Raw genomic sequence first — 23,764 nt, 5'->3', positions numbered from 1 at the left:
CGGGAACGCGCTGGTCGTCCTGGGTGGTCTCGCCCAGGAAGTCGACTTTGACGCGGGCGCCGCCGCTGGCGCTGCCTTCGGGTGGGGCCAGGGTGATCTGGGAGGAGTACAGCAGGGCCAGCAGGAACAGGGCATGCACCAGCAGGCTCACGAGGGAGCCGATGCTGCGCTCGTGCCGTTTGATGTGGAGGTCTTCCCTGTCCAGCGGACTCAGCGACGCCGCACGACCGCGGCTTGGCGCGTCGCTCATGTGGGGGTGAGGGCGTCGGGGGAGGGGGACTTCATGGATGAAGGAACAGAGAGGGATGGGAGTGACATTACGCGGAGCGCTGAGATGTGCCAAGGTTGCCTCAGCAAGTGCTACAAATGAGGGTGATCGGGCGTGGCATGCCCATTTCAACTCGAGCAAAGTTTGCTTCGGTCGATGGTCCCCGATTTAAAGCTCAATGCAATGGTGGTAGATGGTGATGGCGTCTTAAGGGATGGGTGAAGGATTATGGTTCCGAATAGCTCGATAGATGAACAGCTGTCGGTCGATGGTTTGGGTGGTTTGCGCGACGCTGTTTTTCCCTTGTCGCGCTTCAATTTAATTATTGGTCCGCAAGCGTCAGGAAAAAGCTTAGCGGCGAAGCTTATTTATTTCTGCAAGTCATATCCTAAGGAGGTTTTTTCTGGGGTATTTGATGAGTTGAGTAAAGAGCGATTCAATGCTCGGCTCAGAGATAAATTTCAAGACTACTTTAGGTCTGCCATTGAGTCGGGCGGATTTCACGTTTCCTACGCGTTAGGCGATGAGACGATCGAAATAAGCTGTGCCAAGCCTAAGAAGAGTGGTCGGCCAAAGTTGGAGATAAATGCGTCCGGCTACTTTGAGCGTGAGTACACGTCACTTCGTCGTGTGTATGGTAAACAAGCCAAGCGATTGGCTGATAATGAAGTATCAGAAGATCTTGATATTGGATTCAAGCTTCAGAGTCGCTATTACGAGCGAATTCACAAGCAGTTTGCTGGTCGTTGGGGTGTTCAGCAAGTTTTTATTCCGGCAGGAAGATCTTACTTTAGCTTTCTGCAGGGTAATATTTTCTCCTTGCTTTCCAACAATATCCCACTCGATCCTTTTGTAAAGGAGTTTGGATCAACTTACGAGAGATACAAGTCGATGTATCTCAGGATAAATAACTCATCTGGAGAGCGGGTCAATCCTCTTTCAGAGCCTGTCGAGCAAATATTAAAAGGAAAGTTCGAAAGGGTGCGCGGGGAAGATCTTGTCGTTACTCCTGATGATCGACGGGTGCCCGTGGCCAATAGTTCGTCTGGTCAGCAGGAAGTGCTCCCGCTACTAGTTATGCTTCAGTATCTGTATCACTATCCAAGCGCTCTTGGGCGGTCAGTATTCATTGAAGAGCCTGAAGCCCACCTTTTTCCTGATACGCAGAAGCGTCTCGTTGAGTTGCTTGTGCTGGCGGCTAGTAGAGGTAGGCGAGCGCAGGTGGTGTTAACTACTCATAGTCCGTACATATGCGCGGCATTGAACAATCTTATATTGGCGGGCCAAACTATGGCCTCTAATCCAAAAATTGCAAGAAACAGTCTGAGAAAAATAACTCTAAATGGTGCTTATCTTAATATGGATGAGATGTCCGTTCTGGCAATAAGGGATGGAGTTCCGAGATCTGTCATAGATAAGAAAAATAAATTGATAGACTCGAGATATCTTGATTCAATTTCTGAGGTGATGTTCGAGCAGCGAGAGCAGTTATTGGATCTGGTGGAGAGGATCAATGGCTCTAAAGAGTAGCTGCAAAAGGACTGGTGGCGCGAAGGTAGTGCTTGTGGATCCTGATGGGGGAGTTTCTAAGTTTGTTGTAGATAATGAAAACAAAAAATTGTCTGATTTGATTGTTTATAATGTTGATGGTTGTCTGATTGTGGTTGGTGAGCGCTGTGATTACTTGGTTTTTCCGAACGCGAAGGCTGCAGTATTTGTTGAGTTGAAGGGTGCGGATGTAAATAAAGGCTTGTCGCAGTTGAAGACGACGATCAAAGCTTTGGCTGCTTCTGTTGGTAAGCGCATTCGTTATGCAGTACTTGTTCCTACGAGATGGCCGTTGCCTCACTATGAGCTCCAGAGGGCGCAAGACGAGTTTCGTTCGAAGTATGCGTGTCGCCTAAAAGTTAAAAACTTGGTTTTCCAATCCTCTTCTAACGATTGGTAGTTCATCTTGCATAGGGCATTGAGAATCAGAAGAGCGGCTTGATCTGCTCGTGCGCAGAGGCTGTTCGTGATGGCTTGATAGTTGCTTGAAAGGGGCGTTGTTCTCCGTGGAGCTGACTTCCTTGCTTAATGTCCATCGGCGTTGACTACGAACTTCGTAGTAGACGCCACCCCACTTTCATCCGACCTTTGCTCCGCGACCCATCGCCCGGATGGGCCGGAGCAAAGGAATGAAGATCGAAACACCACCGCAGGACGCGGCCGCGACGCTCAACGTCGCCGACACCCCACTCACCACCATCCTCGACCTGCTTGCAGGCGAGGGCAGTGACGACCCGGACTCCGTCCTCGCCCGGCTCCCCGCCGAGCACCTGGACCGCATCGCCACCGCCGCCCAGCGCAAAGGGCAGGACTGCCTGGACCTGGCCCGCTGCCTGGTGGACTGCACCGCCCAGTTGCTGATGCGGCTGACACCCGCCGACGCCTGCGACCGCGTCCTCCACCTCAACCTGCACCTGGCCACCCTGCTGGACGACCACGACCGCTGGGATGACCTGCACACCCACGCCGACACCGCCGCCCGCATCGCCACCGGCGAACCCGCGTCACCACCGTAAGGCACGCCCCGCCAGACCCTGCGTCGTCTACCGAGCGCTGACACCCAACGTGCTGTTGGGTTGGTGGAGCCAACCCAACCTACGGGGTCACCGCCGACCGAGGTTGCCGCCTGACGTCGTGCATTGCACACGACCGCGACGGCCTCTCTGCTCACACAAACACGGAGCGGTGACCCAAGAGACGCGCTCGTCTCTCACTAAGACGCAACGTTGCATCAAAAACATCCAACGTTAGATCGAAAACATCGGCTCTTCTAACACTAAGGCCCAACGTTCCATCGAAAAGATCCAACGTTGGATCGAGAAGATGCGTTCATCTAACACTACGATCGAACGTTGCATCGAAACGATCGGACGTTCCATCGGAAAGATCCAACGCTGCATCGAAAAGATCCAACGTTCCATCAGAAAGATCCAGCGCTGCATCGAAAACATCCAATGCAGACCCGAGGCCCCTGGCGATACGTCCACCCAGGCGCTGCAGGGCAGGGCGCCGGGCATTTCACATCACACTCAGGGCCACGCTGGCCGCACACCCTGCATGCCGGGCCGGAACACCGTCCGCCCAGGCCCGCCTCAGGCGCCCGACACCCGCGCCTTGTTCCGCAACGACAGGCAGTACGCCGCCGTCACCCCGATGCCCAGCAACACCGCCACTGACCCCCCGATCACCGCCACATCCTTCGGCGCCGCGATCCAGAACCCCGCATAGACCAACCCGCTGAGCGCCATCGACCAGCCCGCCACCCGCTGCGCCTGCCGCGCCCGCGCACTCGGCACGAACCGCTTCGGCATCTGGTTGCCGAACCACGCCACCATCAACCCGATCGCCCCCATCACGATGCGGTCGACCATCTCGCCATCGATATAGCCCCGCGACCGCGCGAACGTCGCACACAGCGCCAGCAGCACGATGCCGAGGCCCCACGCCAGACTGGTCATCACTTCTCGGTTCATTTCGCAGACTCCTTCTTGGACTTGGGCGCGGGACTGCCCGCACCGAACGAATGGACGAAGCCGAGCAGCGCGTCTTCCAGCACCGACAGCTTCAGGTGGTAGATCACCGACTTGCCGACCTTTTCCGCATGCACCAGGTCGGCCTCCTTCAGCACCGCGAAATGCGCCGACATGGTCGGTTTCGACACATCGAACTGCTCGCTCAGCTCGCCCGCACTGAGCGGCCCCTTGCGCAGCAACTGCAGCACCTGGCGGCGGGTGGGATCGGAAAGGGCGCGGAAGACCTGGCTCATGATGCGATAATTAGCTAAACATCGAAATGTGTCAACCGCCGTTGGTCGGGACGGTGCATGGCACCATGCACGCATCCCCTTGCCGTGAGACGACGCCATGCTGCGTGCGCTGGTCCTGTCCCTGTGTCTGATCTCCCCGGTGGCCCTGGCCGCCAACCCCGTGTTCGACGTACACGTCCACCTGCGCGACGGCGAAACCTCCCTGCAGCAGTACCGCGACGACGTGCGCGCCGCCGGGCTGGAGCTCTCCGGCATCGGCGTGATGTGGTTCGGCGGCCCGCACCAGGCCCGGCAGGGCGACCTGGCGAAGATCCGCGCCGGCAACGACCAGGTGATCGCGCTGGCGAAGGCGCACGCCGACGTGCTGCCCATCGCCACCGTGCATCCCTTCGACGGCGACGCCGCGATGGAAGAACTGGCGCGCGTCGCCGCCGCCGGCGTGAAGGTGCTGAAGATCCATGCGCATACGCAGGGCTTCGACGTCTCCGACCCGCGCGTGGAAGCGCTCGCACGCCGCGCCGGCGAACTCGGCATCACCGTGCTGATGGACAACGCCAACATCCTGCCCGGCGACAGCGAGAAGCTGTTCAACCTGGTGGTGCGCGTGCCGAAGACGAACTTCATCCTCGCCCACATCGGCGGCCTGAACTTCCGCTTCTGGAACATCCTCGCCCTGGCCCGCACCGCCGACGGCTTCGGCTTCGAGAACCTCTACTTCGACATCTCCGCCACCGTGCTGGTGGTCGCCGATTCCCCGGTCGAAGAAGAATTCCTCTGGACCCTGCGCAACGTCGGCCTCGACCACGTGCTGCTGGGCTCGGACTACCCGCAGATCGGGCTGGACGCGACGGTCAAGGCGTTCGAGCGCCTCGACCTGAGCGACGAGGAGAAAGCGAAGATCCGCAGCGGGAATGCGATGACGCTGTTCGGGCGATGAGGCCTGCGTGTCGTAGCCCGGGTAAGCGCAGCGCACCCGGGGCATCGCGGACGGTGCGCGTCCCTCACCCGGGTGCGGCCTCCGGCCTTGCACGGGCTACGTAAGCGCGCGTAGGGCGGGCTCAAGCCCGCCATCTTGATGCGTGGATCGCCGCTACCGCGTCATCGTCCGACGACCAGATGGCGGGCTTGAGCCCGCCCTACGTCACTACGTGAGTAACCCAGCGCGTACGGCAAAGCGCCCCTCATCCGCCCTCCGGGCACCTTCTCCCCGTTGCACGGGGAGAAGGGAACAGCGAACGCGTCGCGGCTTTTCCCTTCGCCCCGTTTGCGGGGAGACGCTGCGGGGAGGGCAGGCGTAGGGCGGGCTCAAGCCCGCCATCTTGATGCATGGATCGCCGCTCTCGTCATCGTCCGACGACCAGATGGCGGGCTTGAGCCCGCCCTACGACATCACGCATCGCGCTTAGCGTGCGCGGACGAAAAAGCGCCCCTCATCCGCCCGTTGGGCACCTTCTCCCCGTTGCACGGGGAGAAGGGAACAGTGGAAGCGTCGCGGCAGAGGAAAGGAACAGCGGGTGCGCCGCGGCTTTTCCCTTCGCCCCGCGTGCGGGGAGAAGGTGCCCGGAGAGCCTGCCCCGTACTTGATACGGGGGCGGATGAGGGGCGAGTGCGACGCTGCACCATGCGCGGCGCCACCGTTGACCAGGACACGTCGTTGTCGACGACCCCATCGCCACGTAGCATCGAGCCACGCTCACAAGGAGGGATTCTGAATGCGTATGTGGACGATGGTGGCACTGCTGGGTCTGGCCGCATGCACGGGACTGGGCAGCAGGCACGCGAGCAGCGATGCGGGCGCGTCGGCGACGATTGGCCCGTTCGACGGTGAATGGGCGTGGTGCGCGGGCACCACCTCGCCCGAGGAATGCAGCCGCTACGTGCTGTTGCAGCGTGGCGACCGCATCTGCGGGACGTGGTTCCATTTCGCCTCCGGGAAGGCGTACATGGGCCAGGTCATCGCGCACGCGGATTCGTCCACGCAGGCGCGGCGCACGCACGTGTGCGGTCGTCGGAGCGCCGAGACCGATACCGAATGCGAAGACGGCTGGCAGCGCATCGACAAGCCGCTGCGGATCTGCAAGGGCAAGCTTTCCGACCTGACGCGTGCGGATGGCTCCTGCTTCCCCTATTACCAGGCCGTGCGCGGGGCGGACGACCAGCGTGATGCGCTGCTGGCGGAGCCGTGGATGCAGGCGTGCCTCTCGGGCGACCCGTGACGTAGGGCGGGCTCAAGCCCGCCATCTTGATGCTTGCATGGTGTTTCGCAGGGTGGACCAAGACTCGCCCTGCGCACCTCGTGCGTCACGCACAGCGTTCGCGGACGGCAAAGCGCCCCTCATCTGCCTTCGGCAGCTTCTCCCCGTTACTCACGGGGAGAAGCGGTCCGCCGGATGCTCAGACTCCCGCGATCTCGCCATCGTGCTCGCGCAATTCCTCCAGCAGCCTGCGCGGGGTGGTGCCGGCGATGGCGTGGAAGTCGGCGATCAGGTGGGCCTGGTCGTAGTAGCCGGTGTCGGCGGCGATGGCGGACCAGTTGAGGGTGGCGGCGGATTGCGCTGCGCGCACGGCCTGCGCGAAGCGGGTCAGGCGCGCGTACGTCTTGGGGCTGAGGCCGAGGGCGTCGTGCAGGACGCGGCGCAGGTGGCGTTCGCTGATGCCGAGCTCGCGCGCGACCTGGCCGAGGCTGGCGTGCTGCAGCTGCTCCAGCGCGGCCGAAAGGAAGACCGGTGCCGTGTCGAGCGTCGGCTGCCGCGCGGCGCGCGACGACACCGCGGATTCCAGCAACGCGCCGGCGGCCTGCGTGTCGGTGGCACTGGCGAGATGTTCGCGCAGGCGCTGGACGTGGGCGGGACTCCACAACGCCTCCAGCGGCACCGGTGCGCCCTGCAGTTCCGTCGCGGAGATGCCGATTGCCGCTTCGTAGGTGCCGGGACGCAGGCGCGCGATCACCGCACGTTGTCCGCCGCGGATGAACTTGCGATGGACCTGCGTGCGCGGCCCCATCGCGTGCACGTCGACGCCGTCGGGCAACGTAGGCCCGAAGCGCGCGACGAGTTGTGCTTCCACCTGCGGGATGGCGACGCGTTGCCGGTCGCGCGGGTACTCGCTCACCGTCCATGCGACGACCGGGCGCGCGTCGGCACGGGCCGTGGTCACGGAGGAGCGGGCGAGGGCGGCGGGCATGGGGCCATTGTGGTCGCCGCGTCCGCCGTGCCGCAACCCGCGTGCGATGGCCGGTTTTTCCAATGCAGCAGGCGCTGCGGCCTCTATCGTCGCTGCCATGAACATACTCGTGACCGGCGCGACCGGAAAAGTGGGAAGCAGACTCGCGATGCGGCTGGTGCAGCAGGGACACGCCGTGCGTGCCCTGGTGCGCGATGCCGCGCGTGCCTCCGACCTGTCGGATAACGGCATCACCCTGGTGAGCGGCGACCTGATGCAGCCGGCCTCGTTGCCGGCGGCGATACAGGGCGTGGACGCGGTGGTGCATTGCGCCGCGTTCTTCCGCGGCGCCACGCCGGAGGAAGCGCATGCGGTGAACAACCTGGGCACGCAGCATCTGGCACTGGCGGCACGCGAGGCAGGCGTGACGCGCTTCGTGTTCACCAGTACCGGCCTGGTCTATGGCCCGAACGGCGGTGTGCCGTCGCAGGAAGACGATGCCTGCGCGCCGGTCGATGCCTATCCGCAGAGCAAACTCGCCGCCGAGAAGATGCTGCTGGCCATCGATGGCCTGGACGTGCGCATCCTGCGGCTGCCGTTCGTCTACGGCGACGGTGACCCGCATATCCAGGACGTGGTGCCGTTCATGCGCGCCTTTCCGCCGGAGCAGCGCATGTCGCTCGGCCATCATGCGGACGTGGCGCAAGCGGTGATGCGCCTGCTCGACAAGACGTCGCCGGCGCATCGCATCTACAACGTGGTGGATGACGAAGCCCCCGATCTGGCCACGCTTTTCGCCGCGGTTGGCGAGCCGCCGCCGGATGGCACGGACCCGGAACGGGGGAAGGCGTTCTCCGCGGTGATGGACGGACGGCGGATCCGCGAGGATCTCGGTTTCCGTCCGGTGTATCCGCGCTTGGCGGATGCGGTGGGGGCGGGGGAGGCGTAAGCCTTTCCCTTGCGCTTCGAGCGGCGCTACGACGTCGTCGTGGTGTGCGATGGCGGGCTTGAGCCCGCCCTACGGCCTCCGTGAGGTCAATCCTCGTCCTGCGCCTCGCGGCCCTGCTGGCGGATCAGGGCGAGCTCGCGCGCGTCGTTGATGGCATCGCGCACGCCGTCGAGGTCGACGCTGCGCTCGTCCGGGGTGAACTGGCCGGTCAGCGGGGTGTCGGGCAGCAGCGTGCCGGCTTCGAACAGCTCCCACATCTCTTCGCCGTACCAGGTGTCGAGCAGCTCCGGCGCCCAGCGGCCGAGCGTGGCGGTGAGGTTGTTGACGTCGCGCAGCAGCATGGTGCGCGCGGCGTTGTTGCCGCCGGCGCTGACCACCTGCGGGAAGTCGATCACCACCGGGCCGTCGGGGCCGACCAGCACGTTGTAGGCCGACAGGTCGCCGTGGATCAGGCCGCAGCACAGCATGCGCACCACCTGCCGCACCAGCACGGCGTGGTACTCGCGGGCCTGTTCGGGCGTCAGTTCCACCTCGCCCAGGCGCGGGGCGGAGAAGCCCTCGGCATCGGTGACCAGTTCCATCACCAGCACGCCATGGAAGAAGCCGTACGGCTCCGGCACGCGCACGCCGGCCTCACGCAGCTGGTACAGCGCGTCGACCTCGGCGTTCTTCCACTCGGCCTCCTGCTGCTTTCGGCCGTAGCGGCTGCCGCTGGCGACCGCACGGGCCTCGCGGCTGCCGCGCGACTTGCGGCCTTCCTGGTACTGCGCGCGCTTCTGGAAACTGCGCTGCGCCATGTCCTTGTAGACCTTCGCGCAGCGGACGTCGTCGCCCGCGCGCACCACGTACACCGAGGCTTCCTTGCCGCTCTTGAGCGGGCGCAGCACCTCGTCGATGACGCCTTCGTCGATCAGCATCAGCAGGCTGGCAGGGGTCTTCACGGCATCCTTGCAAGGGCGCGGCAAACGCCGCGACGGGCGGGCAGTGTAGCCCGGGTAAGCGAAGCGCACCCGGGGAATCGCGTGCGCGGAAATGAGAGCGCCCCTCATCCGCCCCCGTATCAAGTACGGGGCAGGCTCTCCGGGCACCTTCTCCCCGTTGCACGGGGAGAAGGAAACAGCGGATGCGTCGCGACTTTGCTTTGGCGCCGATGCGGAAAGGCGGGCGCTGGGACGTGCCACGCTTTTCCCTTCGCCCCGCGTGCGGGGAGAAGGTGCCCGGAGGGCGGATGAGGGGCGGGCGCGGTGTCGCATGGTGCGCGGTGCGACCGTCGATCGCGGGGCGGTGATGCTTTCGTAGTGCAGGGGACTTCAGACACGCTGCGGGAAAAAAAAGCGCCCCTCATCCGCCTTCGGCACCTTCTCCCCGTTTTACACGGGGAGAAGGGAACAGCCAGGCGTCGCGGCTGTTCCTTTTTCCCGTATTACGTGGCGAAGGGAAACAGCGGGCGCGGCGGGATCAACTGCCGTCGTCGCGGACCCGCGTCACGCGCTGGCGGTACGCGCGCACGTTGTCGCCGTCGATGCGGGTGCGCTGGGTGCCGGTGACGGTGTCGATCTTGCGGTCGCTACCGGTCACCGGCTTGGCCTCGATGTCGGTCTCGTGCTCGAAGGCATGCGACTTGTCGGTGTTGCGGTAGTACCGGTAGATCGCCCAGTACAGCGCTGCGGCGCCGGTGGGGCCGAGGGCCAGCAGCCATAGGCCGTTGTCGTCGCTCATGTGTGGTCGCTCATGATCCGGCCCAGATGATCCAGAGGGCGATGCCCTCCAGGAAGGTGCCCACGGTCAGCGCGGTGAGCAGCAGCTTCCACTGCTGCACCGGCACGCTGCCCATGGTTTCGCCGGTGCGGCCGTTGACCGCGATGTAGTGCAGCAGGCCGCCGTTGCTGCCGGGCTGGTGGTACGAGTACAGCCACACCGGCAGGTACATCGACACCCAGCGCGTGCCGTGCACGTCCAGGCGTTCCTGTTCCCAGCGCACGCCGCGGTCGTAACGGCCGACCGAGCTTTCCACCTGCGCGCGCGCGATCGACAGCAGCTGGTCTTCCAGCCTGGGCCGCAGCTGCTCGACGTCGGTGTCGCGCTTCTCCGAGGTGAAGCCTGACAGGTACGAGGCGTTCCACTTCACCGCGTTCTTGGTGTCGAACGGCAGGATGGTGTTGATGATGTTCTGCGTGTTGACCCGGGTATCGAGGTTGCCGCGCTCGCGCGAGGATTCCAGCGGCAGGTCGTCGACGGTGAAGTCCACCGCGCGTTCCACCCGGTAGACGTCGGCGTCGTAATAGGTCTTCTTGTTCTTGTCGGTGCCGCGCGTGTAGGTGCGCGTCAGGATCTCGCCCTTGCCGGCGACCGCCGCGCTCGCGTTGCCGTCGACGATCATGTAGGGCAGGTAGACGCCGACGACGTTTTCCGGCGAGAACTGGTCCTTGAACGCCTTCAACGCGAAGAGTTTGCGCTTGTCGACGAACTGGCGGATGCGCGCGACCGCGTCCTCCTTCCTGATGTGGAACGGAAGCACGGCGTCCGGGACGGCGCCGTTGGGGATCTGCTCGTTGACGCCGAACACGTGGCGGCACCAGTGGCAGCGCGCCGTCATGGCGCTCTGCGTGTTCACCGTGACCTCGGCGCCGCAGCCGGTGCACTTGAAGGTCATCAGGACGGCGGTGTCGGCCTGGATGTCGCGCGCGCCGGAGGCGACGACGGTCCCGCGCAGGTCGGCGATGCCTTCGCCGAAGCCGAACGCTTCCTCGACGCGCTCGCCGACCCACTCATTGCGGCAGTACAGGCAGACCAGCACGTCGCTGCCCAGCTTGTGGCGGATGTCGGTGGCGCCGCACTTCGGGCAGCGGTTCTGCCCGTCCTTCAGCTCGGCCGCGGCGGTATCGATGGCGACCGGATCGGGCGCTTCGATTTCCTCGCGAATGGCGTCGGGCAGGGTGGCGGGATCGACCGGGAAACTCCCGGGCAACGGTGGCACCTCCTGCGGCGAGCCGGGGCCCAACGCAGGAGGCACCGGCGGCAGCGGCGGAGGCGCCGGACGGTGCGGGGTGGACATGCGTGCGTCCGCTTACAGGCCCAGGGCCTTCGCCTTCAGCGCGTCGTAGTCGGACTGCGTGATCAGGCCGAGGTCGAGCATCTCCTTGGCCTTCTTCAGCTTGGCGACCGGATCCTCCGCGGCCGGTGCCGCAGGCGCGGCCGGCTGCTGCAGGTTGCCCACGCCCATCATGCCGGTGGCCATGCCCACGCCCATCAGGCCCGCCGCGCCGCCGGTCTCGCCGGCCGACTGGATGCCCTGGGCGACGCTGGCCTGAAGGTTGGAGTTGCCGCGTGCGCCGGACAGCGCATCGGCGCGCTGCACGGTCTTCAGCAGCTCACGCGTGTTGGCGTCGTACTCGATGGAGACGATGGCGGTCTTGACGATGGCCAGGCCGCGGTCGGAGCTCCACTGGTAACCCTGTTCCACCGCGGCCGACAGGCTCTGCGCGAAGCCCAGCGAATCCTGCTGCAGCTTGGTGATGCGGTTGCCCTTGGACGGATCGTTCGTGTACAGGCTGAAGGCCGGCGCGAGCGAGCCCACCACCTCGTTGAACAGCTGGGTGGCGGCGGCGTTGTCGAGGTCGGTGAAGTCGAACACCTGGCCGGCGGCGAGGTACTTGGCCGGCACGAAGTTCTTCACGAACAGGATGGGGTCGACGATCTTCAGCGTGTACGAGCCGCGCGTGACCGCGCCGACCTGGGTGTTGAGGAAGCCGTCGTCCCAGTAGATCTCGGACTGCGTGCCGAAGCGGTTGTCCGGCAGTTCCTTCAGCGAGACGAAGAACGCCGCCTGCTGCGAGCCGGGCTGGCCACCGAACTTGAAGCGCTCCCAGCTCTGGGTGATGAAGGTCGAGACGATGCCGTCGCCGGCGAAGATCGACTTGGAGTTGATGTCGTCCGAACGCCACTCGTAACCGCCCGGCTCGGCGACGAACGCGGTGATCGCGCCGTCCTGCATCAGCAGCAGGCCGTAGCCCTCGGGCACGACGATCTTCGAGCCGTTGGTGATGATGTTGGTCGAGCCGCTGGTGTTGGACCCGCGCCCGGCATTGGTGCCCTGGGGTACCGCGGCGAACAGCGCCGCCGTCGACGGCAGGCCTGCCGGCACCGTGTAGAAATCCTTCCACTGGTCGCCCAGCACGCCACCGACCGCACCCACCACCGCCTGTACAAGACCCATGACATCGCTCCGTGATTCGAAGGCGGGAAGGGGCACCCGCCGAGTGTGACCGAGTATACATAGCGCTCCGTTACCGCCATGGCGCAGAGGTCATGCAAGCGGCCATGTCGCGTCTCCGCCGGTGACGGCAACCGTCCCGTCGTCCGGCCATCACCAATGGCACATCGCCTCGTCGAGGCGGCTGCGTAGGATGCCGGCTCGCTCCCGGCGCGCTCGCGCGAGCGGGGTGAATCCAATCGCCATTGCCGGAGCATGCCCGTGGATCGACGCACCTTCCTTCAAGGCTCGCTGGGCGCAGCGCTCGCCGCCGCGACGGACGCCGTCCCGGCAGGCGAGGCGCCGCCGGCCGCCCCGGTGTTTCCCCCGGTGGACGCGCGCAGCGTGTGGCTGGTCGGCGACAGCGCGCCACCGGATCCGGTGGCGATGGCAGCCAAACTGGCGGATCTGGCGCGCGCGCAGACCGACGTGCGGGACGGCTATCTGCACCAGGGGGCAGTAGGCCGGCTCGAGCAGGCCTTCGCCACCTTGCTGGGCAAGGAAGACTGTGCGTTCTTCCCCAGTGGCACCCTGGCGAACAACGTGGCCCTGCGCGTGCTCTGCGGCGAGCATCGGCGCGTGCTGGTGCAACAGGAGAGCCATGTGTACCGCGACGAGAGCGATGCGGCCCAGCGGCTGTCCTCGCTCAACCTGGTGCCGTTGGCCGCCGGTCGCGCGAGCCCGACGCTGGACGAGGTGCGCGCGGCGATCGGGATGTCGGAGAGCGGTCCGTATCCGGTAAGGATCGGTGCGGTGTCGCTGGAGAGTCCCGTGCGCCGCGCCGGCGCCGAGCTGGTGCCGCTGGCACACGTGCGTGGCATCGCGACCATGGCACGGGCGCACGGCGCGCGCCTGCACCTGGACGGCGCGCGCCTGCTGATGGCGCCACCGGGCTTCGACCTACCGGCGTATGCGGCGGAATTCGATACCGTGTACGTCTCGCTGTACAAGTACCTGGACGCGCCGTTCGGTGCGGTGCTGGCGGGATCGAAGGCGGACATCGCCCAGGCACGCGCGTTGCGTCACGTGTTCGGCGGCACCCTGTACCAGGGATGGATGCCCGCGCTGCTGGCGCTCGATGCGTTGCCGGTGTTCCTCGCGGACATCGCGAAGGCCCATGCGCATGCGCGCGAACTGATCGGCACGCTGGTGGCCACCGGCAAGGTGCGGGAACGCAGTTCGCCGGACGCATCCAATCTGTTCTGGCTGGAGATGGCGCAACCGCTCGCGGACGCGGCGTTCGAGCGCGGGCGGCAGGCGGGCATCCGCGTCGGCCGCTGGCAGGACGGCCGGGTGCCGCTCGCCGTCAACACGACGCTGCTGCGGCGTCCCGTGCAGGACTATGTGGGCGTGTTCCTCGGCTGAGGACGCGACGTCCGCCGTAGCGGCGCTTTGCCTCGCCGGCCGCGTGCACGAGGACATCAGGGGTGCCGCCTTGCGCCGGGCGCCGCCCAGCCGCACCGGTAGCGGCGGCGACGATGGCGCTCAGCCCACGGCGTTTGATCCCGATCAATGCGGGCCGGTGTCGGCCGCGCCACGCTGCGTTTCCCTGATGGGAGGTGGCGTGATGAAAACGAACGTGGGCGGCTTCGACAAATGGGCGCGCGTGGTGGTCGGCGCGGTGTTGATCGGCTGGGCACTGACCGGCGGCCCGCTGTGGGCGTGGATCGGCCTGGTGCCGCTGGTCACCGGCCTGTTCGGGTTCTGTCCCCTGTACCGGCTGCTGGGCGTGAACACCTGCCCACGCTGACGAGGGAGCCGGACCCGCAGAGGGTCCGGTCGGACGCGGCGCGCGTAGGGCGGGCCCAGGCCCGCCATGTTGATACGTCCGATGTGGGGTTCCTCGGCGAGGTATCGCGGTGTCGGTGGGTGAGAGCCAGCAACCGGATGACCGCGAGTCCGCGACGGCGGGCTTGAGCCCGCCCTACGACGACGCGGTCCTCCGTAGGGCGGGCCCCGGCCCGCCATGTTGATGCGTCCGCCGTGGTGTTCCTCGGCGAGGTATCGCGATGCCGGTGCGCGCGAACCTCCAACCGGATGACGGCGTGCCCGCGACGGCGGGCTTGAGCCCGCCCTACCTCGGTAGGGTGGGCCCCGGCCCGCCATGTTGATGCGTCCGCCGTGGGGTTCCCCGGCGAGGTATCGCGATGCCGGTGCGTGCGAACCTCCAACCGGATGACGGTGGATCCGCGACGGCGGGCTTGAGCCCGCCCTACGGTTCGTCGCGCCTGCGCATTCGTGGTGGCGTTTCCTGACGGTGCATCGCGGTGTCGGACGAGTGTCCTGGTACCTGGCGATGCGCGACGCTTCCCGCATGCCCAACTATCGCCGCATGCGGGTGCCGGGTGGTACCTACTTCTTCACCGTGAATCTGCTGGATCGGCGCAGCCGTCTGCTGGTCGATCACATCGGGTTGCTGCGCGAGGCATTCCGCGAGACGCGGCGCGTGCGACCGTTCGATGTGCTGGCGATCGCAGTGTTGCCCGACCATCTGCACTGTGTCTGGCGGTTGCCGGCAGATGATGCCGACAACGCGAACCGTTGGGCGCAGATCAAGTCCCACGTCAGTCGTCGCTTGCCGGCCTGCGAACAGCGTTCACGGCAACGCATCGATCGACGGGAGCGGGGGTTGTGGCAGCGCCGCTATTGGGAGCACCTGATCCGCGACGAGGACGACCTGCGGCGTCATATCGACCACGTGCATCTCAATCCTGTCAAGCATGGCCACGTAGCGCGTGCTTGCGAATGGCCGCACTCGTCGTTTCCGCGATGGGTAGCGCGAGGCGTCTATACGTGGGAATGGATGGGCGAATGAAGGCGAGTCCGCGACGGCGCGCGTAGGGCGGGCCCAGGCCCGCCATGTTGATGCGTCCGCCGTGGTGTTCCTCGGCGAGGTATCGCGTGCCGGTGCGTGCAAACCTCCAACCGGATGACGGTGGATCCGCGACAGCGGGCTTGAGCCCGCCCTACGACGACGCGGTCCTCCGTAGGGCGGGCCCAGGCCCGCCATGTTGATGCGTCCGCCGTGGGGTTCCTCGGCGAGGTATCGCGTGTCGGTAGGTGAGAGCCAGCAACCGGATGACGGTGGGTCCGCGACGGCGGGCTTGAGCCCGTCCTACGATGCGCCACGGTCTCCGCGTAGGGCGGGCCCCGGCCCGCCATGTTGATGCGTCCGCCGTGGGGTTCCCCGGCGAGGTATCGCGTGCCGGTGCGTGCGAACCTCCAACTGGATGACGGTGGGTCTGCGACGGCGGGCTTGAGCCCGCCCTACGGCGATGGGCGGGCCGCGGTCACTTCGCCGGCAACGCGCGGTTCCTGCCTTCGGCCTTGGCGCAATACAGCGCTGCATCCGCCGCGTGCAGCAAGGCATCCGGATTGCGGCCGTGCGCGGGACGCAGGCTGGCGGCACCGATGCTGACGGTGACGACATGCGCCACGCTCGATGCGCGGTGGGGCAGGGCGAGGCGTTGCACGTTGGCGACCAGCTGGCGGGCGAGGGCGAGGGCCGCGTCGGCGTCGCAGTCCGGCAGCAGGATGGCGAACTCTTCGCCACCGTAACGCGCAGCCAGGTCGCCGCTTCCGCGCAGGCTGGTTGCCAGTGCCGCCGCGAGCGTGGCCAGTGCGGCATCGCCGCCCAGGTGGCCGTAGCTGTCGTTGTAGGCCTTGAAGTCATCCACGTCGATCAGCAGCACGGCCAGCGGCGCGTCGCGCTCGGCATGGTCGTCCCACGCCAGCTGCAGGCGGCGGGTGAACTCGCGTCGGTTGGCGATGCCGGTGAGCGCATCGCTGGCGGCCAGCAATTCGAGCCGGGCATTGGCTTCGCGCAGGGCGTCGGTGCGCTGGGCCACTTCGTGGGTCAGTGCGCGCTCGCGTTCGCGCGCCGCGCGCAGGCGCAACCGCACGAGCGCGGCCAATGCGCCCAGCGCGAACAGCGCCACCAGCGTGCGCAGCCACCAGGTCTGGTGCCATTGCGGCAGCAGGGTGAAGCGCAGTTGCGCGCCCTGTTCGTTCCACACGCCGTCGTTGTTGCTGGCTATCACACGGAACACGTAATCGCCGGGCGGCAGGTTGGTGTAGTAGGCGGCGCGGCCCGTGCCGGGCTCGCTCCAGGCACGGTCGAACCCTTCGAGCCGGTAGCGGTAGCGCACGGCCGACGGCGCCACGTAGCTCATCGCCGCGAACTGCAGTTCCAGTCGCTCCACGCCGGGGCCGAGCCGGCCGGCCGCCTGCGGATCCACGTCCACGCCGTCCACCAGCAGGCGTTCGATCGACACCGGTGGCGGTTGCGGGTTGCCCTGCATGCGGTCCGGATCGACGATCACCACGCCCTTGGCGGTGCCGAACCACAGGCGTCCGTCGTCGCTGCGGTCGGCCGGTGTCTGCGAGGCGCCGTTCCCCTGCGCGTTGAGCATGCCGTCGCTGGTGCCGTACCAGCGGGGGGCGAGTTGCTGCACCTGGCCGCGGTCGAGCGCGGTGAAGTCGGCCCTGGCGAGCCGGCCGATGCCGCGGTTCGAACTGAACCAGAGGTTGCCGCGCCCGTCATCGAGCAGGGCGAACACCGCGTCGCCGTGGAAACCGGCGCGCTCCAGGTAGCGGGTCACCTTGCCGTCGTGGATGCGCACGATGCCCACGCTGGTGCCCAGCCACAGGCTGCCGTCGGCGGCCGGGTGGAAGGCGAACACGCTGGTCCCGGGCAAGCCGTCCGTGCCGCAGGTATCCACGGTGCCGCGCGACAGGCAGCGCAGGCCGCTGCGCAGGCCGATCCACAGCCGGCCATCGGAGTCTTCGTAGAGGGCGCGGGTGTCGTCGCCGCGCGTGCCTTCCACCACTTCCACCCGCGTGCCGTCGATGCGGGCCACGCCCTGCAGCGTGCCGGTCCACATGCCGCCCTGCCGGGCCGGCGCGAAGGCGAACACGATGGTGCCCGGCAGGCCGTCGGCCAGGCCGAAGTTGCGGGCGAGGCCGTTCGGATCGAAGCGGGTGACGCCTTCGGTGCCGGCCACCCACAGCTGGCCCTGCGCGTCGGAAAGGATGGCGCGGACCAGTTGGCTGGGCAGCTGGCGGTTGTAGTCGGTGGCCGGCTGCAGTGCCGACCCCCGGTAGCGCGACAGGCCGGCGCCATCGGTGCCGATCCACAACGCCCCACCCGGAACCTGATGCACCGCGCGCACGGCGTTGGAGACCATCTGCCCGGTGACCGTGACCAGCTTGGACGGGCTGAGCCGGTGCAGGCCGCTGGAGGTGGTGCCGATCCACAGGTTGCCCTCGCGGTCCTCGAACATCGACCGCACGGTCTCGCCCTGCATGCCCGCCAGCGTGTTGTCGCAACTGAAGTCGTCGGCCGTCAGGCGGCACAGGCCCACGTCCAGCGGCGCGAACCAGACATTGCCGTCGCGGTCGCCGTACAGACTGTAGATGCGCCGTCCGTCGATCGCGGCCGCACGCGGGTCGCGCTGGAAACGCCCCTCACGGAAGAACGCGGGACCGGCCTGGGTGCCGACCCAGGCGGTGTCGCCGGCATCGACGGCCAGGCTGTAGACGGCGTTGCTGGGCAGGCCGTCGTGCTCGTCGTAGAGCCGCGCCTTGCCGTCCTGCCAGTGGACGACGCCGACGCCGTCGGCGGCGATCCAGATGCCACCCGCGCGGTCGGCGACGATGGCCCGGTAGAAGCCGCGAGGCGGAAAGCCGTCGGCGTCGCCGAGCAGGCGTGGCGTTCCGTTCGCCATCCGCACCACGCCCGCATTGGTGGTCAGCCACAGGCCACCGGTCGTGTCGTTGACGATGCCGAACACGCTCTCGATGCCGGCGGGCAGCGCGACCGGTTCCAGCGTGCGGCCCTGCCGGCGGTACAGGCCGCCGTTGAGCGTGCCGACCCAGAGGCCGCCCTCGCGGTCCGCGCTGACGGCCGTGATGGCCGAACTCTTCAGCGCCGGCGCGACGCGCGGGTCGATGGTCTCGAAGCCCGCGCCGCTGTGCCGCGCCAGTCCGCCATAGGTCGCCAGCCAGATGGCACCGTCGGCCTGCTGGGCGATGGACAGCACCGTGCCCTGCGGCAGTTCGTTCTCGTACCAGACATGGGTGAACTGGCCGATCGCCCGCCGCGCTTCCAGCGCCTGGGCGGGAAACAGCAGGAGCGCGCACAGCGCGCCGACGAGCAGGGCGCTGGCGCGCCGTGCATCAAGGAACATGCGGAATTCCGGGCATCGGTCCCCCCACCGGTGGCGCGCCATGCTATCAGCAACCTCGATAACGGCGGTGATGGCCTGAGATTGAGGGCCGGCGGCGCGCATGCCGCTGCGACGCGGGGATTCGCCACGACGTTCACAGCACCGGCCACCACATGAAGGCGGCCGCCGCCGCGCTGCCGGCCAGCGTCAGCAGGGCGAACACGCCGAGCACGCCGCCCATCGCGACCTGCCGCCACGCGCGACGCGAGCGTTCGGCGCGGAAGTACAGCTCCAGCACCAACAGCGGCAGCAGCCAGCTGGCGACGCTGACCCCGATGAAGATCGCGCCCTGGTAGTCGATGGCGATGCCCATCGGGGCCAGGACCAGTCCGGCCAGCATGATGCCGATGCGCAGGAACCACACCCCGTTCACCAGCAGCCACGCGCGCAGGGCGTGGCGGCGATGGCTGGCGAAGTCCCGCCGCCGCGCGCTGCGCCAGGCCAGCAGGGCGAAGGCGACGATCAGCAGGCCATTGAGGCTGATCGAGACATCGCTGCCGAGGCCGAGCCGCGAGCCGCGCAGCCAGACCAGGGAGAAGCCGGTCAGCGTCACGACAAGCGCGATGGTGAGGAACAGGCGCCCGTTCCAGCGGTGCACGGCCGGCCAGCGGCGCCGCAGCGCGGGCACCAGTTGCCACAGCCCGGCCAGCGTCACCAGCCCGCCCAGCAGCGCATGGCCGAGGAACTGCAGGTTGCCGAGCGGATCGCCCGGGGCGTAGCCGGTGATGTGCGGCTTGGCGTTGACGGCGGCGAGGTTGCCGCTGGCGATGGCGCCGCCGAAGAACACGGCGATGAAGGCGATGAAGGCGGCCTGGCCGAGCAGGGCGGTGGCGAACCAGGCCGTGGCGCCGCGGGACAGCAGGCGATCGGGAGCGCGGGGGGATTGCATGGGCGGGTTCCGGGGGAGACGGAGCCGCACGATGGCGGCCGGCCGACCCGGCGTCCTGCCGATTCGCGATTCGGCTGGCTGGATCGTCGTCGGTATTCGTCCGTCCTGCGCGGCATGCGTGACCGATGGCGCTTGCCGCGACGGGCCCGGTGGCCGACCCTGTGGATGGCACACGGGAGGGCGATGCGATGCACGGGTGGCAGGCGGTGGCGACGGCAGTCGCGGTGGCGGTAGCGACCCTGTCGCTGCTGGTCCTGTTGTGGCAACGGCCGAAGCGCGATGCCGAGGTGGTGTTCGCCGTGGTCAGCGGCTCGATGGCCTTGTCGCTGATGTCGCCGTGGATGGGGGACGCGCCGGCATGGATGCGCTGGGCGGTCGCGATCGGCGGCAGCGCGACCTGCAACGGCTTCTGGCTGGTGTCGCGCGCGTTGTTCCGCGGCGAGGGCGGCGGGCGCCGGGTACATGTGCTGGTCGCGGTCGGCGTCGCGCTGCTGATCGCGGCCTACCGCGGCGCCACGCTGGGCGCGCATGCGGCGTCGTCGCCGTGGGCATCCGCGCTCGACAGCCTGCTGACGCTGGCCAGTTCGAGCCTGCTGGTGCTGAGCTTCCTCGAAGCCGTGCGCGGCTGGTCGTCGTCGCTGCCGCCGGCCGAACGTCGCCTGCGCGTCGCCTTCATGGTGATGTTCGCCGGCTGCGTGCTGTCGACGACGCTGGTGGGCGCGGTGCCCGCCGTGGCCGGACTGCGCAGCGGCGTGGTTGCCCTCTGCGCCTTCGCGATGCTGCTGTTCACCCATGCGGCGCTGCGGTACCGCGGACGCGCGCCACTGGCGGTGGCGTCGCCGGCGTCGTCACCGCGGGTGGAGGGACCCGCCAGCGACGAGGAGGCGCGGCTGCTGCACGCGCTGCGGCACCAGATGGAGGTGCTGCATGCCTACCGCGAGCCCGAGCTCAAGGTGTTGGACCTGGCGCATCGGCTGGGCATCGCGGAACACCGGCTCAGCCGGCTGATCACGCAGGTGAAGGGCGAGCGCAATTTCAACCAGATGATCAACCGCTACCGTATCGAAGACGCATGCCGTCGACTGGCCGACCCGGCGGCAACCCCCAGCGTGCTGGAGATCAGCGGCGCCGTGGGCTTCGCCTCGCTGGGGCCGTTCAACCGCGCGTTCAAGGCGGCGATGGGGTGCACGCCCACCGCGTACCGCGCGGCCTGCCGGGCGCAGGCCGCGGCGAGCGCAGATCCCGGCGCCGACGACAGCACGGCCCGCGCACTGTCGTCGGCGTTGCGCTGACGCCGCGGATCAGCCGCGGACCGCAGCCTCGATCTTCGCCACGTCGATCTTGTGCATCGTCATCATCGCCTCGAACGCGCGCTTGGCGACGCTGCGGTCCGGATTGGCCATCGCATCGGTCAGCACGCGCGGGGTGATCTGCCAGTTCAGGCCCCACTTGTCCTTGCACCAGCCGCAGGCGCTTTCGCGCCCGCCGTTGCCGACGATGGCGTTCCACAGGCGATCGGTCTCTTCCTGGTCGTCGGTGGCGATCTGGAACGAGAACGCCTCGCTGTGCTTGAACGCGTCGCCGCCGTTCAGGCCGATGCAGGGAATGCCGAACACGGTGAACTCCACCGTCAGCACGTCGCCTTCCTTGCCGGAGGGATAGTCGCCGGGCGCGCGGTGCACGGCGGTCACTTCGCTGTCGGCGAAGGTCTTCGCGTAGAAATTGGCGGCTTCCTCGGCGTCGTTGTCGTACCAGAGGCAGAGGGTGTTCTTCGGGGTCATGGTGTTCTCCATCGGGAAGGCAGGGAAGGGCGGTGCGATCATCGCGCCGTGAGGAGGGAATATCGGGTGAAGCCGTCGTTGGCGATCAGCCGTCCGCGAACGAACCGGTGCGCACGTCGCCGTCACGCAGGTAGCGGCTGACGATCACGCCGGCTGCCGTGGTGCGGGAGCGATCGAGCTTGAATGCCGACGCCTGCGTGGCGTCGTCGAATAGCCGCTTGCCGCGCCCGAGCAGTAGCGGGTAGACCAGCAGCCGCAGTTCGTCGATCAGATCGGTGGCGAGCAACTGGTGCAGCAACTCGCTGCTGCCTTGCGTGACCAGGTGAGGTCCGTCGCGGTGCTTGAGCGCGCGGACGGCCGACACGACATCCGCGCCCAGCGCATGGCTGTGCTGCCAGCCGAGCGAATCGGGATGATGGGTGGCCACGTACTTGGTGGCACCGTTGAACGCATCGGCGATGCCGCCATGTGGTGCGTCGCTGGGCACCTGCGGCCAGTAGCCGGCGAAGATGTCGTAGGTGCGCCGTCCCAGCAGCAGCGCGAATGGCTGCCTGAACAGCCCGTCCATCGCCTCGTCCTCACCCGCGTACGGCCACACCCAGCCGCCGTGCGCGAAACCGCCGCTGGTGTCCTCGTCCGGCCCGCCCGGCGCCTGCATGACGCCGTCGAGGCTGACCATGACGGCCGCGATGAGTCTGCGCATGTCGTGCTTCCCGGCGGATCGTCAGGTCCGCCTCTCCACCCTGCGACGAACGGGCACGGACGGAATCGACACGGCCACCGGCTCCGTCCACCGGCAGTACCTGGTGGACGGGACGTCGCCTACACCCAGGGCGACAGCGCGATACTCAGCTGGGCCTGGAAGCCCTTGCTCGAGGCCACCGGCACGGCGAACAGGGTGGGCGCGCTCTGCGCCACGCCGACGGCCTTCTTGCCCATGCGGGCTACTTCGGCCGCGTTCTTCGGCCCGGTGGCCCAGTGCTCGTCGGCCCACACGTAGCGCAGCGCCCACGTGCCGTCGTCGTTGCGCTTGGCGAACAGCACCAGGGTGTCGCGGAACAGGAATTCGCCGGGGATGTGCTGCTTGAGGAACAGCGCGCCGTCCACTTCGTAACCGGCCGTCGACACGGCCAGGTCGATGGAGAACGACACTTCGCTGCCGGCGGTGATCTTCGAGCTGTCCAGGTAGACCGAGAACAGCACCGGCGCGCGGGCATCCCTGATCAGGTTGCCGTCCTGGTCGAACAGCTCGGCATACTCGCGCCGCACCGCGCTTTCGTGCGCCTTCGTGCGCGAGGTCAGGTCGTAGGTGTACGCACCGCGCGGCGCCACCGTCGCTTCGATGTAGTACGACGAGGCGATCTTCTTGCCGCGCTTGCGCGCCTGTTCGATCTCCGGCGGGAACGGCAGGGCGGTGATGTCCAGCCGCGCGGTGGCGCTGAGGTCGCCGAACAGGAAACGCGACAGGTTCTGGTAGCCCTCCTCGGAATTGACGATGCCGAAGAAGCCACTGTGGCTGCGGTTGACGAAGGCACGCGGGCTGCCGGCGACGTAGGCGTTCTCGATCCGCACCAGGCCGTCGCTCATCTGACCGGCCGCCATCGCCGACAGGCCGTGCGCCACCGCGTAGTCGCGGCTGTTGGTGCCGACCAGGCTGAAGAAACGCTCCAGCGGAAAGCCCGAGTCGCCCAGCGTGTTGACCTTGTCCTTCGGCACCTTGAGGTACTTGGCCATCACCCCGCGGTTGAAGTTGTTCATGTCGTTGATCGACAGCAGGCTGGGCACATTGATGCCGCCGACCTCGATGCCGTTGTGCGGGGTGGCGTAGGTGAACACCTTGTCCACCAGTCCGCGCACCTCGGCGGTGGCTACCTCGGGGTTCTGCAGCAGGCAGCGGCAGATCAGCCCGCCCATGGAATGGGCGACCAGGTAGACGCGGAACGCCTGCCGGTCGGCCTGGTTGTTGCCGCAGATGCGCTCGCGCAGGTCGACGATGCGCTCGGCCAGCGCCTTGGCGGCATCCGGGATCGACAAGGCCTTGCCATCGCCGAATGCGGGATCGGCGGCGTCGTAGTAGCGGTGGATCACGATGCTGCGCGGCGACAGCTTGCCTGCGTTTTCCGCGCCGGCCGCGTAGGTGTCGCGGTAGTCGTAGTCCTTCATCAGCCGCACCAGCGGCGACTCGAACACGAACTTCACGATGCGTCCGTCCTGCGCCTGGCGGATCTTGGTCGAACCGGCCTCGAAACCCATGTAGGGCGTGGAGGTGGTCTGGATCACCTCGTCTCGCGTCATCGCATAACCGCGTACATAGATGATCGGATAGAACGGCCGCTGGATCCTGGCCATGGGCTTCCCTCCCTTCGCGTCGTCGGATGATTACCAGAGGTTCACGACAAAGCCGGCGTCCGAAGGACACAGG

23 protein-coding genes and 1 pseudogene are annotated in these 23,764 nt (G+C 66.9%); 10 read left to right on the top strand and 14 right to left on the bottom strand.

Features of this window, described 5'->3' with window-relative positions:
• A pseudogene (locus tag CSC78_RS16225) lies at nucleotides 1-250 on the bottom strand (hypothetical protein); the annotation flags it as partial.
• A gap of 246 nt (nucleotides 251-496) precedes the next feature.
• On the opposite strand from CSC78_RS16225, the gene CSC78_RS16220 reads away from it, so the two are divergent.
• The 3 genes from CSC78_RS16220 (at nucleotide 497) to CSC78_RS16210 (ending at nucleotide 2,832) form a co-directional block, all read left to right on the top strand.
• On the top strand, nucleotides 497-1,798 hold the full coding sequence (locus tag CSC78_RS16220) for an AAA family ATPase (protein WP_162338902.1): 1,302 nt from the start codon (nucleotides 497-499) through the stop codon (nucleotides 1,796-1,798).
• Nucleotides 1,782-2,216 (top strand): hypothetical protein, encoded by a 435-nt coding sequence (locus CSC78_RS16215; protein ID WP_162338901.1) that lies wholly within the window; start codon nucleotides 1,782-1,784, stop codon nucleotides 2,214-2,216. Before CSC78_RS16220 ends, CSC78_RS16215 begins: the two co-directional genes overlap by 17 nt.
• Nucleotides 2,217-2,445: 229 nt before the next feature.
• On the top strand, nucleotides 2,446-2,832 hold the full coding sequence (locus CSC78_RS16210; protein WP_162338900.1) for a hypothetical protein: 387 nt from the start codon (nucleotides 2,446-2,448) through the stop codon (nucleotides 2,830-2,832).
• A gap of 231 nt (nucleotides 2,833-3,063) precedes the next feature.
• Here the strand turns inward: CSC78_RS16210 and CSC78_RS16205 are convergent, their stop codons facing one another.
• The 3 genes from CSC78_RS16205 to CSC78_RS16195 form a co-directional block, all read right to left on the bottom strand.
• Nucleotides 3,064-3,333: a hypothetical protein gene (locus tag CSC78_RS16205; protein WP_162338899.1), complete on the bottom strand. Its 270-nt coding sequence runs from the start codon at nucleotides 3,331-3,333 to the stop codon at nucleotides 3,064-3,066.
• Between the two features lie 75 nt (nucleotides 3,334-3,408).
• Nucleotides 3,409-3,789, bottom strand: coding sequence for a hypothetical protein (locus CSC78_RS16200; RefSeq protein WP_202924202.1), 381 nt, complete (start codon nucleotides 3,787-3,789; stop codon nucleotides 3,409-3,411).
• On the bottom strand, nucleotides 3,786-4,082 hold the full coding sequence (locus tag CSC78_RS16195) for an autorepressor SdpR family transcription factor (protein WP_162338898.1): 297 nt from the start codon (nucleotides 4,080-4,082) through the stop codon (nucleotides 3,786-3,788). Before CSC78_RS16195 ends, CSC78_RS16200 begins: the two co-directional genes overlap by 4 nt.
• 97 nt (nucleotides 4,083-4,179) lie before the next feature.
• Here CSC78_RS16195 and CSC78_RS16190 point away from each other — a divergent pair, with 97 nt between their 5' ends.
• Complete coding sequence (locus CSC78_RS16190) at nucleotides 4,180-5,019, top strand: amidohydrolase family protein (RefSeq protein ID WP_162338897.1); 840 nt, start codon at nucleotides 4,180-4,182, stop codon at nucleotides 5,017-5,019.
• Nucleotides 5,020-5,794: 775 nt separating this feature from the next.
• Nucleotides 5,795-6,298: a hypothetical protein gene (locus CSC78_RS16185; RefSeq protein WP_162338896.1), complete on the top strand. Its 504-nt coding sequence runs from the start codon at nucleotides 5,795-5,797 to the stop codon at nucleotides 6,296-6,298.
• Between the two features lie 178 nt (nucleotides 6,299-6,476).
• Here CSC78_RS16185 and CSC78_RS16180 read toward each other — a convergent pair whose 3' ends face one another.
• Nucleotides 6,477-7,265 carry a helix-turn-helix domain-containing protein gene (locus CSC78_RS16180; RefSeq protein ID WP_162338895.1) on the bottom strand — a complete coding sequence of 263 codons (789 nt, stop codon included), beginning with the start codon at nucleotides 7,263-7,265 and terminating at the stop codon, nucleotides 6,477-6,479.
• Between the two features lie 97 nt (nucleotides 7,266-7,362).
• Here CSC78_RS16180 and CSC78_RS16175 point away from each other — a divergent pair, with 97 nt between their 5' ends.
• Entirely contained in the window at nucleotides 7,363-8,193 is an 831-nt protein-coding gene (locus CSC78_RS16175; protein WP_162338894.1) for an NAD-dependent epimerase/dehydratase family protein, read from the top strand.
• 86 nt (nucleotides 8,194-8,279) lie between these two features.
• Here the strand turns inward: CSC78_RS16175 and CSC78_RS16170 are convergent, their stop codons facing one another.
• The 4 genes from CSC78_RS16170 to CSC78_RS16155 all read right to left on the bottom strand — a co-directional run bounded on the left by CSC78_RS16170 (nucleotide 8,280) and on the right by CSC78_RS16155 (nucleotide 12,409).
• Nucleotides 8,280-9,134 carry a PA4780 family RIO1-like protein kinase gene (locus CSC78_RS16170; protein WP_162338893.1) on the bottom strand — a complete coding sequence of 285 codons (855 nt, stop codon included), beginning with the start codon at nucleotides 9,132-9,134 and terminating at the stop codon, nucleotides 8,280-8,282.
• A gap of 517 nt (nucleotides 9,135-9,651) precedes the next feature.
• Entirely contained in the window at nucleotides 9,652-9,912 is a 261-nt protein-coding gene (locus CSC78_RS16165) for a hypothetical protein (RefSeq protein ID WP_162338892.1), read from the bottom strand.
• Nucleotides 9,913-9,922: 10 nt separating this feature from the next.
• A complete protein-coding gene (locus CSC78_RS16160; protein ID WP_162338891.1) occupies nucleotides 9,923-11,248 on the bottom strand; it encodes a TFIIB-type zinc ribbon-containing protein in 1,326 nt (441 codons plus the stop codon).
• 12 nt (nucleotides 11,249-11,260) lie between these two features.
• On the bottom strand, nucleotides 11,261-12,409 hold the full coding sequence (locus tag CSC78_RS16155; protein WP_162338890.1) for an SPFH domain-containing protein: 1,149 nt from the start codon (nucleotides 12,407-12,409) through the stop codon (nucleotides 11,261-11,263).
• Nucleotides 12,410-12,667: 258 nt separating this feature from the next.
• Here CSC78_RS16155 and CSC78_RS16150 point away from each other — a divergent pair, with 258 nt between their 5' ends.
• The 3 genes from CSC78_RS16150 to CSC78_RS16140 all read left to right on the top strand — a co-directional run bounded on the left by CSC78_RS16150 (nucleotide 12,668) and on the right by CSC78_RS16140 (nucleotide 15,260).
• Nucleotides 12,668-13,810: a threonine aldolase family protein gene (locus CSC78_RS16150; RefSeq protein ID WP_202924201.1), complete on the top strand. Its 1,143-nt coding sequence runs from the start codon at nucleotides 12,668-12,670 to the stop codon at nucleotides 13,808-13,810.
• Between the two features lie 202 nt (nucleotides 13,811-14,012).
• Nucleotides 14,013-14,195, top strand: coding sequence for a YgaP family membrane protein (locus CSC78_RS16145; RefSeq protein WP_162338888.1), 183 nt, complete (start codon nucleotides 14,013-14,015; stop codon nucleotides 14,193-14,195).
• Between the two features lie 564 nt (nucleotides 14,196-14,759).
• Nucleotides 14,760-15,260, top strand: coding sequence for an REP-associated tyrosine transposase (locus CSC78_RS16140; RefSeq protein ID WP_162338887.1), 501 nt, complete (start codon nucleotides 14,760-14,762; stop codon nucleotides 15,258-15,260).
• A gap of 475 nt (nucleotides 15,261-15,735) precedes the next feature.
• Here the strand turns inward: CSC78_RS16140 and CSC78_RS16135 are convergent, their stop codons facing one another.
• Both CSC78_RS16135 and CSC78_RS16130 read right to left on the bottom strand, forming a co-directional pair.
• The gene (locus tag CSC78_RS16135; protein ID WP_162338886.1) at nucleotides 15,736-18,633 is read right to left on the bottom strand and encodes a two-component regulator propeller domain-containing protein; all 2,898 of its coding nucleotides are present in this window, start codon (nucleotides 18,631-18,633) and stop codon (nucleotides 15,736-15,738) included.
• Nucleotides 18,634-18,766: 133 nt separating this feature from the next.
• On the bottom strand, nucleotides 18,767-19,561 hold the full coding sequence (locus CSC78_RS16130; RefSeq protein WP_162338885.1) for a DUF2306 domain-containing protein: 795 nt from the start codon (nucleotides 19,559-19,561) through the stop codon (nucleotides 18,767-18,769).
• 125 nt (nucleotides 19,562-19,686) lie between these two features.
• On the opposite strand from CSC78_RS16130, the gene CSC78_RS16125 reads away from it, so the two are divergent.
• Nucleotides 19,687-20,853 (top strand): helix-turn-helix domain-containing protein, encoded by a 1,167-nt coding sequence (locus CSC78_RS16125; protein WP_162338884.1) that lies wholly within the window; start codon nucleotides 19,687-19,689, stop codon nucleotides 20,851-20,853.
• A 9-nt stretch (nucleotides 20,854-20,862) separates the two neighbouring features.
• Here the strand turns inward: CSC78_RS16125 and CSC78_RS16120 are convergent, their stop codons facing one another.
• The 3 genes from CSC78_RS16120 to CSC78_RS16110 all read right to left on the bottom strand — a co-directional run bounded on the left by CSC78_RS16120 (nucleotide 20,863) and on the right by CSC78_RS16110 (nucleotide 23,691).
• Nucleotides 20,863-21,342: a VOC family protein gene (locus CSC78_RS16120; RefSeq protein WP_162338883.1), complete on the bottom strand. Its 480-nt coding sequence runs from the start codon at nucleotides 21,340-21,342 to the stop codon at nucleotides 20,863-20,865.
• Nucleotides 21,343-21,427: 85 nt separating this feature from the next.
• Nucleotides 21,428-22,045 (bottom strand): dihydrofolate reductase family protein, encoded by a 618-nt coding sequence (locus CSC78_RS16115; protein WP_162338882.1) that lies wholly within the window; start codon nucleotides 22,043-22,045, stop codon nucleotides 21,428-21,430.
• A gap of 119 nt (nucleotides 22,046-22,164) precedes the next feature.
• Nucleotides 22,165-23,691 carry an esterase/lipase family protein gene (locus CSC78_RS16110; RefSeq protein ID WP_162338881.1) on the bottom strand — a complete coding sequence of 509 codons (1,527 nt, stop codon included), beginning with the start codon at nucleotides 23,689-23,691 and terminating at the stop codon, nucleotides 22,165-22,167.
• Nucleotides 23,692-23,764: the final 73 nt, after the last annotated feature.

This window comes from Pseudoxanthomonas japonensis (assembly GCF_010093445.1).
In the GTDB taxonomy this organism is placed as follows: domain Bacteria; phylum Pseudomonadota; class Gammaproteobacteria; order Xanthomonadales; family Xanthomonadaceae; genus Pseudoxanthomonas_A; species Pseudoxanthomonas_A japonensis.
The sequence above is the reverse complement of the archived record's forward strand: the minus strand, read 5'-3'. Positions and strand labels throughout refer to the sequence as shown.

Coding starts and splice junctions, on each gene's coding strand:
- CSC78_RS16220 (WP_162338902.1), top strand. CDS start 497: ATGGTTCCGAATAGCTCGATAGATGAACAGCTGTCGGTCGATGGTTTG.
- CSC78_RS16215 (WP_162338901.1), top strand. CDS start 1,782: ATGGCTCTAAAGAGTAGCTGCAAAAGGACTGGTGGCGCGAAGGTAGTG.
- CSC78_RS16210 (WP_162338900.1), top strand. CDS start 2,446: ATGAAGATCGAAACACCACCGCAGGACGCGGCCGCGACGCTCAACGTC.
- CSC78_RS16205 (WP_162338899.1), bottom strand. CDS start 3,333: ATGCCCGGCGCCCTGCCCTGCAGCGCCTGGGTGGACGTATCGCCAGGG.
- CSC78_RS16200 (WP_202924202.1), bottom strand. CDS start 3,789: ATGAACCGAGAAGTGATGACCAGTCTGGCGTGGGGCCTCGGCATCGTG.
- CSC78_RS16195 (WP_162338898.1), bottom strand. CDS start 4,082: ATGAGCCAGGTCTTCCGCGCCCTTTCCGATCCCACCCGCCGCCAGGTG.
- CSC78_RS16190 (WP_162338897.1), top strand. CDS start 4,180: ATGCTGCGTGCGCTGGTCCTGTCCCTGTGTCTGATCTCCCCGGTGGCC.
- CSC78_RS16185 (WP_162338896.1), top strand. CDS start 5,795: ATGCGTATGTGGACGATGGTGGCACTGCTGGGTCTGGCCGCATGCACG.
- CSC78_RS16180 (WP_162338895.1), bottom strand. CDS start 7,265: ATGCCCGCCGCCCTCGCCCGCTCCTCCGTGACCACGGCCCGTGCCGAC.
- CSC78_RS16175 (WP_162338894.1), top strand. CDS start 7,363: ATGAACATACTCGTGACCGGCGCGACCGGAAAAGTGGGAAGCAGACTC.
- CSC78_RS16165 (WP_162338892.1), bottom strand. CDS start 9,912: ATGAGCGACGACAACGGCCTATGGCTGCTGGCCCTCGGCCCCACCGGC.
- CSC78_RS16160 (WP_162338891.1), bottom strand. CDS start 11,248: ATGTCCACCCCGCACCGTCCGGCGCCTCCGCCGCTGCCGCCGGTGCCT.
- CSC78_RS16155 (WP_162338890.1), bottom strand. CDS start 12,409: ATGGGTCTTGTACAGGCGGTGGTGGGTGCGGTCGGTGGCGTGCTGGGC.
- CSC78_RS16145 (WP_162338888.1), top strand. CDS start 14,013: ATGAAAACGAACGTGGGCGGCTTCGACAAATGGGCGCGCGTGGTGGTC.
- CSC78_RS16140 (WP_162338887.1), top strand. CDS start 14,760: ATGCCCAACTATCGCCGCATGCGGGTGCCGGGTGGTACCTACTTCTTC.
- CSC78_RS16135 (WP_162338886.1), bottom strand. CDS start 18,633: ATGTTCCTTGATGCACGGCGCGCCAGCGCCCTGCTCGTCGGCGCGCTG.
- CSC78_RS16130 (WP_162338885.1), bottom strand. CDS start 19,561: ATGCAATCCCCCCGCGCTCCCGATCGCCTGCTGTCCCGCGGCGCCACG.
- CSC78_RS16125 (WP_162338884.1), top strand. CDS start 19,687: ATGGCGCTTGCCGCGACGGGCCCGGTGGCCGACCCTGTGGATGGCACA.
- CSC78_RS16120 (WP_162338883.1), bottom strand. CDS start 21,342: ATGACCCCGAAGAACACCCTCTGCCTCTGGTACGACAACGACGCCGAG.
- CSC78_RS16115 (WP_162338882.1), bottom strand. CDS start 22,045: ATGCGCAGACTCATCGCGGCCGTCATGGTCAGCCTCGACGGCGTCATG.
- CSC78_RS16110 (WP_162338881.1), bottom strand. CDS start 23,691: ATGGCCAGGATCCAGCGGCCGTTCTATCCGATCATCTATGTACGCGGT.